The 13875-nt window shown below is 75.0% G+C and carries 11 protein-coding genes; 3 read left to right on the top strand and 8 right to left on the bottom strand.

All coding sequences use genetic code 11. From position 1 onward, the window contains the following. Positions 1-62: 62 nt before the first annotated feature. Positions 63-833: a DUF5995 family protein gene (locus tag JQN84_RS23055; RefSeq protein ID WP_204960600.1), complete on the bottom strand. Its 771-nt coding sequence runs from the start codon at positions 831-833 to the stop codon at positions 63-65. Between the two features lie 116 nt (positions 834-949). Then, entirely contained in the window at positions 950-3937 is a 2988-nt protein-coding gene (locus JQN84_RS23050) for a helix-turn-helix transcriptional regulator (RefSeq protein ID WP_204960599.1), read from the bottom strand. Positions 3938-4129: 192 nt separating this feature from the next. Between JQN84_RS23050 and JQN84_RS23045 the strand changes: the two genes are divergently transcribed. Then, complete coding sequence (locus tag JQN84_RS23045) at positions 4130-6496, top strand: AAA family ATPase (protein WP_204960598.1); 2367 nt, start codon at positions 4130-4132, stop codon at positions 6494-6496. A 7-nt stretch (positions 6497-6503) separates the two neighbouring features. Here the strand turns inward: JQN84_RS23045 and JQN84_RS23040 are convergent, their stop codons facing one another. The 6 genes from JQN84_RS23040 to paaI all read right to left on the bottom strand — a co-directional run bounded on the left by JQN84_RS23040 (position 6504) and on the right by paaI (position 12660). Beyond that, entirely contained in the window at positions 6504-7514 is a 1011-nt protein-coding gene (locus JQN84_RS23040; protein ID WP_204960597.1) for an ABC transporter ATP-binding protein, read from the bottom strand. Then, on the bottom strand, positions 7511-8554 hold the full coding sequence (locus tag JQN84_RS23035; protein ID WP_204960596.1) for an ABC transporter ATP-binding protein: 1044 nt from the start codon (positions 8552-8554) through the stop codon (positions 7511-7513). Before JQN84_RS23035 ends, JQN84_RS23040 begins: the two co-directional genes overlap by 4 nt. Then, positions 8551-9504, bottom strand: coding sequence for an ABC transporter permease (locus tag JQN84_RS23030; RefSeq protein ID WP_239485959.1), 954 nt, complete (start codon positions 9502-9504; stop codon positions 8551-8553). The genes JQN84_RS23035 and JQN84_RS23030 overlap by 4 nt, the downstream gene beginning before the upstream one ends. Beyond that, on the bottom strand, positions 9501-10445 hold the full coding sequence (locus tag JQN84_RS23025) for an ABC transporter permease (RefSeq protein WP_204960595.1): 945 nt from the start codon (positions 10443-10445) through the stop codon (positions 9501-9503). The genes JQN84_RS23030 and JQN84_RS23025 overlap by 4 nt, the downstream gene beginning before the upstream one ends. A 9-nt stretch (positions 10446-10454) precedes the next feature. After that, the gene (locus JQN84_RS23020; protein ID WP_204960594.1) at positions 10455-11990 is read right to left on the bottom strand and encodes an ABC transporter substrate-binding protein; all 1536 of its coding nucleotides are present in this window, start codon (positions 11988-11990) and stop codon (positions 10455-10457) included. A 157-nt stretch (positions 11991-12147) separates the two neighbouring features. Next, on the bottom strand, positions 12148-12660 hold the full coding sequence (gene paaI, locus JQN84_RS23015; RefSeq protein WP_372446009.1) for a hydroxyphenylacetyl-CoA thioesterase PaaI: 513 nt from the start codon (positions 12658-12660) through the stop codon (positions 12148-12150). A gap of 258 nt (positions 12661-12918) precedes the next feature. Between paaI and JQN84_RS23010 the strand changes: the two genes are divergently transcribed. Both JQN84_RS23010 and crcB read left to right on the top strand, forming a co-directional pair. After that, the gene (locus JQN84_RS23010) at positions 12919-13452 is read left to right on the top strand and encodes a FluC/FEX family fluoride channel (protein ID WP_204960593.1); all 534 of its coding nucleotides are present in this window, start codon (positions 12919-12921) and stop codon (positions 13450-13452) included. Next, complete coding sequence (gene crcB / locus JQN84_RS23005; RefSeq protein ID WP_204960592.1) at positions 13449-13811, top strand: fluoride efflux transporter CrcB; 363 nt, start codon at positions 13449-13451, stop codon at positions 13809-13811. The genes JQN84_RS23010 and crcB overlap by 4 nt, the downstream gene beginning before the upstream one ends. The last annotated feature ends 64 nt before the right edge of the window (positions 13812-13875 follow it).

The raw sequence follows: 13875 nt of genomic DNA, 5'->3' as shown, positions 1-13875 counted from the left end.
GCGTAACGGACGCGTCCCCGCGCCCCGGTTTCCCGGGGCGCGGGGACCCCCCGTCCCGGCTGCTACTGCAGGAACGCCCCCAGCGGTGACAGCAGCAGCCGGCCGAGCGCAGCGGCATTGTCGTCCAGCCGGGTGCGCTCGCCGTCTCGGGCCTGCGGATCGTGCCGGCAACGCCAGATCTTCTGCGCGTTGCGCCAGGCCACGTCCCTGGTGTATTCGACCAGTTCGCCCTGGTACCAGTCGTCGATGTCGCCGTTGAGCATGTCCAGGAGCAGTTGCCACCGCTCCAGGTAACCCCGCCGCAGCGACGGGATCTTGTCGGCGAAAATGTCGTTGATCTTGAGGTAGTCGCGGTGCTGTTCGGTGCCGTCCACCGGCTCGGACTCCAGGTGGTCGAACGTGGTCACCAGGGCGAACGGCAGGTCGAAGTTGATGTGCGCGTTCACCCCCGCCGCCGCCGACGGCAACGGCCGGGCGTCCGGGCCACGCATCCGCTTGAACAGGCACGCCCAGGCGCGCGGGGTGGTCGGGCTGGACTCGGTCCACAGCCGCATCGCGTCGAAGTAGCGGGCGGCGAACTCCACGTCCAGCCGGGACAGGAACACCGGGTCGGCGAAGTAGTCGTCGTAGAGCCCCTCCAGCACCCGGCTGGTGATGGTCAGGTACAGCCGGTTGAAGTCGGCGAGCGGGCAGCTGCGCTCCAGCGGCGGCAGCCGCACCAGCAGGTCCTGGAGCTTGGTGAGGTGGTCGACCACCGCCGGGACGTCCTCCGGGTGGTCGGCGAGGAGATCGACGATGTCCGCGTGGACGGGCCCCCAGACCGGTTCCGTCATGTCTCCTCCACAGTGGTCGGGGCAGCGCCGCGCCGTCGTTTCCGAGAGACAGCCTGTCAGCCCCGGCCGCAGCGGGGATCAGTAGAACGACGTATTCGCCCGCGTCGGACGTACGCTCACTCGCCCCGGTTACGCAGGTGGATGGCGCTGGCCTGGACCCTGGTCCGCACCTGGAGCTTGTCGAAGATGTGCGACACGTGCACGCCGATGGTGCGTTCGCTGATGAACAGCCGCTGGCCGATCTCCCTGTTGGTCAACCCTTCGGCCACCGCGGCAAGCACCTCCCGTTCCCGCGCGGTCAGCAGGGCCAGCTCGTCGGGCCCGGGCGGGACGGCGGCCTCCCCCGCTGCGACGGCACGGCTGCGGCCCGCGCCCGGCGACCGGGAGCCGCCCGTGCGGGGCGTCGGGACCCGCCCCGCAGGCTGGACCCGCCCGGTCAGTTCCACCCGCGCCCGGCCGGCCAGCGTCCGGATCTCGCTGGTCAGCGGCACCGCACCCAGGCTCGACGCCATCTCGTGGGCCTGCCGCAGCAGGGTGCTCGCCGCACCGCTGCGGCTGCGCCGGGCCAGCAACGCCTCGGCCTGCCGCAGCCGGGAGTAGGCCGCCGGGTAGGGGTGGTTGCGCCTGTCCCACTCGGCCGCCGACCGGGCCCAGGCGTCCGGGTCGCCCCGGCCGTCGAGGCGGCTCAGCTCGGCCATGCACAACGCCAGGAAGCCGTCGGCGATGACCCGTACCGGCCCGGCGGCCGTCGCGCTCTTGGCCGCCACCCGGTCGACCGCGTCACGCAGCCGGCGGAGGGCAGTCTCGTCGACCGCCACGGTACGGCTCGCGTGTGCCTCCGCCTCCGCGCGCAGCCCGTGCCAGGCCAGCGTGCCCAGCAGCACCACGTCGTCGGAGCGGCTCTCGGTCAGGCCCCGCTGCACGGCCTGCCGGGCCACGTCGTGCCGGCCCTGCCACATCGCCAACCCGGCCCGCAGGATCAGCATCGGCAGGACGTGCCGGGGCGCGCCACCGCCGGCCAGCATCGTCGCCACCGCCTCCAGGTCCCGGTCGGACGCGGCGACGTCGCCGTACCCGACGGAGAGCCGGCAGCGGGCCAGCAGCAGCTCGACCGCGTCGGCGCCGGACGGGCGGTGCCGCAGCGCCGCCGCGACCACCTTCTCCGCCTCCGCCCACTGGCCGACCCGGAACAGCCCGTTGGTGGCGATGGCCAGCAGCCGGGTCTCGTAGGTGCGGCCCAGGCCCAACTCGGCGACCCGCTCGGCACCCCGGCGGGCCACCACCACACCCTCCTCGAGGATGTTCAGCGGCCCGGTCAGCAGCTCCGCCAGGTGCAGGTACGCGCAGGCCACGTCCTCCGGGCCGCCGGAGCGTTCGGCGGTCTCCAGGGCCCGACGCACCACGGCCAGGCCGGCGTCCGGGTCCTCCAGGAACGCCTCGCTGAAGCCCAGCGCGGAGCTGGCCAGCACCACCTCCGTGGTGCTGCCCTCGACGGACGCGGCCAGCTCCAACGCCGTACGGGCGCGCTGTCCGGCATCGGCGTACCGGCCCTGCAGGACCAGCAGGTGGGCCAGTTGGGCGGCGGCGGCAGCCCGTTCCCGGGCGGTGCAGTCGACGGACTCCAGCACGCTGCGGTACTCCGCCTCGGCGGGGGCGGACCGGCCGGCGGCGGCCAGGTAGCGGGCCCGTTGGATACGTACCGCGCAGGACGGGTCGAGCGGCTCACCCCCGGTCAGCTCAGCCAGCAGGGACAGCGCGCGGGCGTGCTCGCCGCTCTTGTGGGCGGCCTCGGCGGCCCGCTCCAGCAGCGCCGTCCGGTCCACCTCGGGTGGGGCGTCCGCCGGCCCGGTGACCGGTGTGGCGGCCAACTGCAACGCCGCCGTCCAGTGTCGGTGCGCCTCGGCGAAACCGTGCAGCCGTTCGGCCTCCCGGGCGGCGGCCATCGCCGCCGGCAGGGCCCGACCGGGTTCACCGGCCAGCCGCCAGTGGTGGGCCAGCCGGGCCTGGTGCAGCTCCGCCGGAGCCCGGGTGAGCGCCTCGGCGTAACGGCGGTGCAGGCCGGCGCGTTCCGCCGGGAGCAGCTCGTGGGCGAGCACCTCGGCGACCAGCCGGTGCCGCAGCCGGTAGCCGTCGTCCGCGCCGACGAGCAGCCGGTGGGCGACCGCCTCACGCAGCGCCTCGATGAGTTCGGCCTCGGGCAGGCCGAGCACCTCGGCCAGCAGCCAGTGTTCGACCGGTTCGACGCCCGCCGCCACCGCGTGCACCGCGGCGTGCGCGTGCCGGGGCAGCGCGTCCACCCGGGACAGGAAGATCTCGCGCAGCGTGTCGGACAGCCCGTCGCGGCCGTCGCGCAGGTCACGGGCCAGTTCCTCGACCACGAACGGATTGCCGCCGCTGCGCTGCCAGACCTGGTCGGCGGCCTCCGGGGCGAGCGGCGCGCCGACGATCCGGGCGGCCAGCAGGTCGGTGCCGGTCCGGTCGAGGGGGGCCAGGTCGAGCACCCGCACCGACCGCAACCGACGTAGCTCGGTGAGCACCCGGCGCAGCGGGTGGGCCCCCTGCAACGACTCGGCCCGGACCGCCGCCAGCACCGACAGTTGCAGTTCGCCCAGGCCGGCGAGCAGATAGAGCAGGAGTTGCCGGGTGGTCCGGTCCACCCACTGCAGGTCGTCGAGGACGAGCACCAGCGGACGGCCCTCGGCGATCAGGCTCAGCCCCCGGGAGACCCGTTCCAGCAGCGCCCCGGCGCTGTCCGCGCCGCCGCTGTCCGCGGCGAACGTCCGCAGCAGACCCCGCACCGCCGACGAGGTGCGGGCCTGGCCGGCGGTGAGGTCGGCGTCGAAGCGGCGTAACGCCTGGAGCACCGGGTGCAGCGGGGAGGCGTCGCCGATGTCCAGGCAGGAGCCGGTGAGCACCACCGCTCCCGCGTCCCGCAGCCGCGCCGCAGCCTCGGTGAGCAACCGGGTCTTGCCCACCCCGCTCTCACCGGTGACGAAGACGGCGGCGGTCTGCCCGGGGCCGATCTCGTCGTGGAGCGCGGCGCGCAGCACCGCCAGCTGGTCGGCGCGGCCGACGAGCGGTGCGCTGTCCACATCGCTGGCCATGTCCGCAGCCTAGTCACAGGTTCCCGCACCGTTCTACGGGATTGATCCGGCATTGGTACCTCTCGCGTCGACATTGCGACTAAAGGCGGCGAGCGGCAGACATACGTCGTTCGGCAGATCCCCCGTCAGCCCGGTGGTGACAGTCTCCGATCGTCGTCATCAGCAGCACCGCGCAGGAAAGGGGTGGGTGTGATGCCACTGTCCACGGTCGGCACCGGTCGGGAAGACGCCACCGCGACGCCCTGGCCGGTGCCGCAGGAGCGGCGTACCCTGACCGTCCTCTTCGCCGACATCGTCGGGTCGACCGGGTTGACCGAACGGCTCGACCCGGAGGACGTCCGGGCGGTGCAGTTCGCCTATTTCGACACCGTCGCCGGGGTGCTGCGCCGCTGGCAGGGCACGGTGGAGAAGTACGTGGGCGACGCGGTGATGGCATTGTTCGGTGCGCGTACCTCCGACGGGTTGGACGGCTACCGGGCGGTGCGGGCGGCCCTGGAGATCCAGGCCGCGCTGGACCGGCGGACGCTGCCCGGCGGGGTGACGCTGCGGGTCCGGGTCGGGGTCGCCACCGGCGAGGCGGTGGTCGACCTGGCCGCCGCCCGCGACGGCGGGCACGGCATGGCCTCCGGCGCGGTCCTCACCACCGCCGCCCGCATCCAGGAGTACGCCCCGGCGGGCGGTGTCGTCGTCTGCGCGGCCACCCACCGGGCCACCGCCGGCCTGGTCGACCAGCACGCCCTCGCCCCGGCCAGCCTCACCGGCAAGGCGCTGCCGGTGGACGTCTGGCGGGTCACCCGGCCGACCCGCCACCTGCCGGTCCGGCACGACGGCCCGCTGATCGGTCGACGCCGGGAGGTCGCCACCGTCCTGGACCAGCTCACCCGGGCGGTCCGTGAGCATCGTCCACGGTGGGTGGCCCTCACCGGCCCGGACGGGATCGGCCGCAGCCGGTTGCTGGCCGAGCTGCGCCACCGGCTGCCCGAGGTCGACGGCCGGGCGGTGCGCTGGGCGGTGGCGCACTGCCCGCCGTACCCGGAGCAGGTGTTCGGACCGGTCGCACAGCTGCTGCGGGACCTGGCGGGGCTGCCCGCCGGCGACCCGCCGGTCGCGGTCCGCCCCCGGCTGGCCGCCCTGGTCGACGGGCTGGTCCCGGCGGGCCAGGTCGGGCCGACCGTGGCGGCGCTCGCCGCGCTGTTGGACGCACCGGACCGGTCGGCGGTCGCCGGGGCGGCGGCGGTACGCCGGATCCTGCTCGCCCTGGCTGCCCGCCGGCCGGTGGTGGTCGGCGTGGACGACCTGGACCGGGCGGCCCCGCAGCTGGGACATTTCCTGCACGCGCTGTTCGCCGCCGCGACCGACCGCGGCCTGCCGCTGGCGGTGCTGGCCACCCACCGGCCGGACCGCACCGACCCGCTGCCCGCGCCGGCCGGCCGGCACCGGGTCGCGCTGGCCCCGCTGGGCGCCCTGCACACCGGCCGGTTGCTGCGCCGGCTGCTCGTCGGCTCCGGCCGGCCGGCTGCGGCCGCCGCCCGCCTGCTGCCGCTGGTCGCCGGCCGGCCCGGCCACGCCGCCGCCTACGTCGAGGCGGTGCCCCGCCCGCACCCGGACGGTGGTCCGCCGGCCGGCCCGGTGGTGGAGCCGGCGCTGCCCGAGTCGCTGCGTCGGCGCGCCGCCGCCCGGTTGGACCGGTGCGACGGCGTCCACCGGGCGGTGCTGATGGCCGCCGCGACGCTCGACGTGCCGGTCACCGCCCCGGCCGTGGCCGTGCTGCTCGGCTGGGCACCGGAGCGGGTCGCCGGGGCGCTGCGCCGGCTCACCGACGCCGGCCTCCTGACGCCTTCGGCCCGGGGCGGGCTGGTGGTGGCCGACCCGGTCCTGCGGCGCTGCGCGTCCGACCGGTTGCCCCGCTCGGTCCGCGCCGACTTCACCCGCCGGGCCGCGTCCGCCGGGCAGGCCGGCACCGGTACCGCACGGGCCGGGACCGCCGGACCGGTCGGCACCGTCGCCGGACGGGTCGCAGTGACCTGGCGGGTCGGGGTCTCGGGGCGGGTGACGCCCGCGCACCGGGCCGCACCGGGCCAGCAGACCGGGGCCACCCGGGCGGCGGCACCGGGCCGCCGGGCCGGGTCCGCCGGCCGGGCCCACCGCGCGGGGTCCGCCGGTCAGCGGCCCGGGGCGGGCCGGGCGGCGGCCGCGGCCGGGGTGGCCGGGCACCTCCCGCGCAGCCTGGCCACGGGGGTCGGCACGGGTCATGCCACGGCTGGCGGCGGACCCGACCGGGAATCCCGGCCGCGAGCGGCCGGGGCCGGGACCGCCAGGCGTCACGGGCCACGCCTGTGGTCCGGGCACGCCGAGGGTGGGCGGCCGGCGTGGACGCCGGCCGGGGCCGGACGACCGACGGCGCTGCCGGGGCGGGCCGCCCGACGGCTGGCCGTCGTCGTGCCGCTGCCGACCCGACCGGCAGGCGTCCGCGCTGTCCAGGGGCCGCCGACCGGGCGGCGACGACGGGGGAAGGGATTGCCGCCGCCCGCCGTGCCGTTACCGGCGCGCGCCGCCTGACCCGCCGCTACCGGGGTCCGTCGGCGGGTGGGTCGGCGCGCATGGCGCGTACCGCCTCCCCGGCGAACAGGCACGCGGCCCGGTGGCCGGGGGTCACCTCGACCGGGGGCGGGTCGGTGTCGGCGCAGGCGGGACGGGTCTGCGGGCAGCGGGTGCGGAACCGGCAACCGCTCGGCGGGTCGGTCGGGCTGGGCAGGTCACCGGTGAGGATGATCCGCCGCCGGTTCCGTTCCACCCGGGGGTCGGCCACCGGGACCGCCGACAGCAGCGCCGCCGTGTAGGGGTGGGCCGGCTCCCGCCACAGCTGCGCCGGGGTGCCGGTCTCCACGATCCGGCCCAGGTACATCACCGCGATCCGGTCACTGAGGTGTTCCACGGCGGCCAGGTCGTGCGCGATGAACAGGTAGGTGAGCCCGAGGTCCCGTTGCAACCGCCGGAGCAGGTTCATGATCTGCGCCTGCACGCTCAGGTCGAGCGACGCGATCGGTTCGTCGAGGACGATCAGGTCGGGTTCCCCGGCCAACGCGCGGGCGATGCCGACCCGCTGGCGTTGCCCGCCGGACAGCTCGTGCGGGTGCCGGCCGGCCGTCTCCGGTCGCAGGCCCACCAGGTCGAGCAGTTCGGCGACCCGGTCCCGGCGGGCCTGCGCCGAGGGGGCCAGCCGGTGCACCACCAACGGTTCGGCGATGCTCGCGCCGACCGTGCGGCGCGGGTCCAGCGACGCCTGCGGGTCCTGGAAGACCATGGCCACCCGGCGACGCAGCCCGCGCAGCCGGCGACGCGACCAGTCGGTGACGTCCTGGCCGCCGACGACGATCCGGCCGCCGGTCGGGGCCACCAGCCGCAGCAACGCCAGGCCGGTTGTCGACTTGCCGCTGCCGGACTCCCCCACCAGGCCCAGGGTCTCGCCCGCCCGTACGGTCAGCGACACCCCGTCCACCGCCCGCACCGGCGGGCCACCGGGATTGGGGAACCAGACGGTGAGGTCGTCGAGTTCGGCGATGGTTCCCGTGCTCATCGGTCCTCCGGGACGGCCTGGTCCGGGTCGTCCCCGGCGACTGTGGGACAGAAGGTGCGCACCAGGTGGGCGGGGGTGATCGGGACCAGCGGGGGCAGCTCGTGGGCGCAGCGGGCGTCCCCGCGTACCGGGCAGCGGGGCCAGAACGCGCACCCGGGCGGCAGGTCGAGTGGGCTGGGCGGCGCACCCGGGATCGCCGCCAGTTCCTCCCCCGCCGCGCCGGGCCGGGGCCGGGCCGCCAGCAGGGCCCGGGTGTACGGGTGCCCCGGCGCGACGAGGACCGCGTCGACCGGGCCCTGCTCGACGATCCGGCCCCCGTACATCACCGCTACCGTGTCGGCGATCCCCGCCACGACCCCGAGGTCGTGGGTGATCCAGACGACCGCCGTGCCGAGCCGGCGGCGCAGGTCGGCGACGAGTTCCACGATCTGCGCCTGGGTGGTGACGTCCAACGCGGTGGTCGGCTCGTCGGCGATGAGCAGGGCCGGTTCGCAGGCCAGCGCCATCGCGATGACGACCCGTTGCCGCATCCCGCCGGAGAACTCGTGCGGGTGGGCGTCCACCCTCCGCCCGGGTGCCGGGATACCGACCAGGTCGAGCAGCTCGACGGCGCGGGAACGGGCCTGCCGCCGGCTCATCCCGAGGTGTTCCTCGCACGCCTCGGCGACCTGCCGGCCGACGGTCAGCACCGGGTTGAGTGTGGTCATCGGGTCCTGGAAGACGAAACCGACGTGCCGGCCCCGCCACCGGCGACGGTCCGACCCGGACATGTCGGTCAGGTCCCGGCCCAGCAGCCGGACCCGGCCGGTGACGGTGGCGGAACGCGGGGCCAGCCCGGTGGCGGCGAGCACGGTCATGCTCTTGCCGCTGCCGGACTCCCCGACCAGGGCGAGGGTCTCGCCGGGGGCCACCGACCAGTCGACTCCCGCGACCGCGCGGGCCGGGCCGTTGCGGGTGCCGAGGGTGACCGTCAGGTCGCTGATCTCCAGCACCGGCGTGTCCCCGGCGACCCGGGGCGACGGTACGGCGCCTCCGCTCATCGGGTGCTCCTGCGGGCTTCGCCGACGGTGAGCTGGCGGGGGTCGAGCACGTCACGCAGGGCGTCCCCGACCAGGTTGAACGCCAACACGGTCAGGAAGATCGCCGCGCCGGGGAAGAACCCCAGCCACCAGGCGTCGGTGACGAACCCGCGCCCGTCGTAGAGCATCCGGCCCCAGGCCGGCGCGGGAGGCTGGACGCCCAATCCGAGGAAGGACAGCGCCGCCTCGGACAGGATCGCGAACGCCAACGACAGCGAGGTCTGCACGATCAGCGGGGCGGCGATGTTGGGCAGCACGTGCCGGCGCAGGATGCGCAGGTCGGAGGTGCCGATGGAGACGGCGGCCCGGACGAAGACCTGCTCCCGTACGGCCAGCACGCTCCCCCGGGTCACCCGGGCGAAGATCGGGGTGTAGACCACCCCGATGGCGGTCATCGCGGTGACCAGCCCCGGGCCGAGGACCGCGACGATCGCCACGGCGAGCAGCAGCACCGGGAAGGCGAACAGCACGTCCATGGCGCGCATGAGGACGTTGTCCGCCCAGCCGCCGTACCAGCCGGCGAGCAGGCCGACGGTGACCCCGACGGCCAGGGCGATGCCGACGCTGACCAGGCCCACCTGCAACGACACCCGGGCCGCCACCAGCACCCGGCTGAGCACGTCGCGACCCAGTTCGTCGGTGCCGAACGGGTGCGCGCCGCTGGGTGGACGCAGCATCTCCTCGACGTCCACGTCGTTGATCCCGGCCGGCGCGAGCCACTGCCCGGCCAGCCCGACGACCAGCAGGACCAGCAGCACCACCGTGCCGGCGACGGCCGGCGGGTCGTGCCGCAGCGCGGCCAGCGCACGGCGCAGCGCACCCGCCTCGACGGCCGCTGCCGACGGGCGGTCGTCGACCTGGTCGACAGGCGGCAGGGCGGCGGGGGTCGACGCCCGGTCCCCGGCGCTCATCGCAGCGTGATCCTCGGGTCGAGGCGGGCGTAGAGGACATCCACCAGCAGGTTCACCAGCAGGAACAGGGTGGCCACGAAGAGCACCGCGCCCTGCAGCACCGGATAGTCGCGGGCCTGGACGGCGTCGTAGGTGAGCCGGCCGACGCCCGGCCAGGCGAACAGCACCTCGATCACGATCACCCCGCCGATCAGGCTGGCCACCTGCACCCCGACCACGGTGACCACCGGGATCAGCGCGTTGCGCAGCACGTGCCGCACGACCACCACCCGGGGGCGCAGCCCCTTGGCCTCGGCGGTGCGGACGTAGTCCTCGGCGAGCACCTCCAGCACCGAGGACCGGATGAACCGGGTGAGGATGGAGGCGGTGACCAGGCCGACGGCGGCGGCGGGCAACGCCACGTGCGAGGCCCAGCCCACCGGGTCGTCGGTGAGCGGCACGTACCCCGACGGGGGCAGCCAGCCGAGCACCCCGGCGAAGAGCAGGATGCCCATGATGCCCGTCCAGAAGTCGGGGACGGAGACGCCGAACTGGCTGAACACCCGGGCGGCGTGGTCGACGAACGATCCGCTGCGCACCGCGGAGAGCACCCCGAGCGGGAAGGCGACGAGCAGGGCGAGCAGCACGGCGGTCACCGCCAGGGATCCGGTGGCCGGCAGCCGTTCCAGCACGATCGTGGTGACCGGCCGACCACTGCGGAAACTCACCCCGAGGTCACCGGTGAGGGCGTTGCCGACGTAGCTGAGGTACTGCACGACCAGCGGGCGGTCCAGCCCGGAGCGTTCCCGCAGCGCGTCGTAGGTCTGCTGGTCGAAGCGGGTGCCCAGGGAGACCCGGACCGGGTCGCCGGGGACCAGTTGCAGCAGCAGGAAGACCACCAGGGTCACCCCGAGCAGGACGACGACCGACTGGAGCAGCCGCCGCAGGACGAAGCGTCCCACCTCGCCCCCTCAGCGGTTCAGGGCGACGTCGCGGAACCGGATCGCCCGGTCGGAGCGGACCTGGTAGCCGGTGACCCTGGGGGACCAGCCCTGCACCACGTCCGGGTTGTAGAGGTAGATGTAGCTGGCGTCGTCGACGATCTGCTTGGCGGCCCGCTCGTACGTCTGCTTGCGGGCGGCCTCGTCGGTCTGGGTGCGGCCCTGGTCGAGCAGGGTGTCGACGGCGGGGTTGCTGTATTTGTGGAAGTTGAACGTGCCGCCGGTGCGGTGCTGGGCGTAGTAGAACTCGTCCGGGTCGAGGTTGCCCAGCCAGCCGAGCAGGAAGGCGTCGAAGTTGCCCTTGCCCTGCTCGTCGAGCCACTGGGCGAAGTCCAGGGTACGGATCTTGACGTTGATCCCGACCTCGGCGAGCTGGGCGGCGATCACCTGGGCGGCGGTGACCGTCTCCGGGTACTCGCTGGTGACCATCAGGTCCATGGTGCGGCCGGTGACGCCGGCCCCGCCGAGCAGTTGCCGGGCCTGCTGCGGGTCGTGCCGGTACGGCGCGTAGTCGTAGTACCAGGAGCTGCCCTTGGGGATGGCGGTCTGGTTGGCGGTGGCCTGGCCGAACTTGGCGGCCTTGGTGATCGCCTCCCGGTCCAGGGCGAACGCGACGGCGCGGCGCACGTTCACGTCGTCGTACGGCTTGCGTGCCTCGTTGAGGGCGAGGTACCAGTAGTCGGTGGAGGGGGTGGTGGCGACGGTCACCGAGCCGTCCTCCTTGAGGGTCGGCACCTGCTGGGGTGGCAGGTTGTCGGTCCACTGCGCCTCGCCGCCGCGCAGGTTCTGCAGGGCCACCGTCGGGTCCTTGACGAAGGTGAAGGTGACCCCGTCGAGCTTCGGTTTCGGCCCCCAGTAGGCGTCGTTGCGGGTCAGTTTGATGGTGTCGCCGGAGGTGTAGGCGGCGACGGCGAACGGGCCGCTGCCCACCGGCCGGGTCGTGATCGCGCCCGACTCCACGTTGGCCTTCTGAACTATCGCGACGCCCTTGAAACCGCCGAGGTTGGCCAGCAGGTTGGGGGTGGGCGCGGTCAGCGTGACCACCACCGTGGCCGGGTCGGGCGCGGTCACCGTCTTGACGGTGGCGAACTTGTACGCCGCGTTCAGCTTCTCGTCGATGATCCGCCGGTAGGAGTAGACGACGTCCTGTGCGGTCAGCGGCGAGCCGTCGGAGAAGCGGGCCCCCTCGCGGAGGGTGAACGTCCAGGTGAGCTGGTCGCTGCTGGTGGTCCACTTCGTGGCCAGCGCGGGCCCCATCTTCAGGTCGGCGTCCGGCTCGACCAGGGTGTCGTAGACGTTCTCCAGCACCTGGAAGCTGTGGTAGGCCGACGTCTTGTGCGGGTCGAGCTGGTCGGGTTCCCCGCCGATGGCGGCGGTGAGCGTGCCGCCCGTCGATCCTCCGGCGGTGGACCCGCCGTCGACGTCGACGCTCTCACCGGCGTCGCAGCCGGCCAGCGCGGTCAGGGCGACGGCGAGCACCGCCGCGACGATCGTCGATCTGGTCATGGACTCGGTCACCCTTCGTCGCCTGGCAGATCAGAAGGGCGAGTCTTCTCCGCCGGGCAGGGCGATGTCAATAAAACCCAGCCAAAGCAGGGCGAAATACCGGAAATCACTGCGATCGTCGGCCGTCGTGCGTGGACGGTGCACAGCGGACCGTCCCCTACCGACCCTGTTTCCCGTCGGACGTCCGGCAAACCCCGTCAGTCGTCGCGGGGCGGGCGAGGGTGCGGCTGCGCCCCCGGAACTCGGCCACCACCTCGCCGTCACGGGTGACGGTGACGTCGTAGATGCCGCTGCGGCCGTAGCTGACGCGTTCGGTGGCGGACGCGGTCAGCAGATCGCCCTCGCGGACCGGGCGCAGGAAGCTGATCTCGCCGCCGGCCGCGACGGTGGCCGGGCCGTGCGTGTTGCAGGCCAGCGCGAAGGCGGTGTCGGCGAGCAGGAAGACGAACCCGCCGTGGCCGATGCGGTGACCGTTGAGCATCCCGGCGGTCACCCGCATCCGGGCCACCGCCGTGCCGTCGGCGGCATGGACCAACTCGATGCCGAGCCCCCGGGACGCCACGTCGGCGTCGAACATGTCGTGGGCCGCGGTCCGGGCCGGCGGCACCGCAGCGCCGTCGGTCCCCCCGGCGAGGTCCGCTTCACGGGGGTACGGGCTACGCTCCGGCACTGCTCCTCCTGAGACGGTCGGGGCACGCTGACGATCGGGGCACGCCGACCGTCGTGCCGCTGACGGTCGGGGCACGACGACCACCGGCCGCCCCGCCGACCGTACGCCGTCGGCGGGCACCCGCCACGGCACCCGGGCCGGCCGGGCTATGCTCACGGACGAGTCGGCGGTGGGGCCCGCCGTCCCGGCCCGACCGGGAGAACCGCGCGGACGCGCCAACGGTCCCTGCCAGTGCTCCCGAACTGGTGGGAGGTCCCGGTGACGTCACCGTCGTCGCGGCGCGTCGATCCCGACGTCGACCTGCGGGTCCCGGCCGACCGGGGCGAGCTGGCCGCGCACCCGGCCGCCGTGCTGGGCGTGGTCGCCGCAGGTGGGGCGCTCGGGGCGCTCGCCCGCGCCGGGGTGCAGGCCGCCCTGCCGCACTCCCCGACCGGTTTCCCCTGGTCCACCTTCACCGTCAACGTCACCGGGTGCCTGCTGATCGGGGCGCTGATGGCGGTGCTCGGCCGACGGCGGGCCGGCCCGCTGGTCCGGCCGCTGCTCGGGGTGGGCGTGCTCGGCGGGTTCACCACCTTCTCCGCGTACGCCATGGACGTGCACCTGGCGCTGGCCGCCGGGGCCGCCACGACGGCGCTGGCCTACCTGGCCGCCACCCTGGTCGGTGGGCTCACGGCCGTCGCCGCCGGTGACGCCCTGGCGGGCCGGCTGCTGGACCGCGCCGACCGACGCCGCCCCGGCGGCGGGCCGGGCGGCCCGGCGGCGGGGCGGACCGGCCGGCGGGAGGCCCGGTGACCGTGCTGCTGATCGCGCTCGGCGCGGCGCTGGGCGCGCCGCTGCGCTACCTCACCGACCGGGCCGTGCAGGCCCGGCACGACTCCCGGTTCCCGTGGGGGACGCTGACCGTCAACGTCGCCGGGTCGCTGCTGCTCGGCGCGGTGGCCGGGGTGCCCGCCGGACCGACGGTGACCGCGCTGGTCGGCACCGGCTTCTGCGGCGCGCTGACCACCTGGTCCACCTTCGGCTACGAGACGGTACGCCTGGCCCGGGCCGGCGACCGCCGGTACGCGCTGGCCAACGTCCTGGTCAGCGTGCTCGCCGGGCTGGGCGCGGCGGCGCTCGGCTTCGCCCTGGCCCGCGCGCTGGCCGGCTGACCGGCGGCCCCCTCAGCGGACCGGGGTCGCGGCCCGCCCCGGACCGGGCACGTGGTCGTGGTCG

The organism is Micromonospora humidisoli (assembly GCF_016900955.1).
GTDB classification, from domain to species: domain Bacteria; phylum Actinomycetota; class Actinomycetes; order Mycobacteriales; family Micromonosporaceae; genus Micromonospora; species Micromonospora wenchangensis.
Note: the sequence above shows the minus strand (reverse complement) of the source record. Positions and strands in the feature narration are given on the sequence as shown.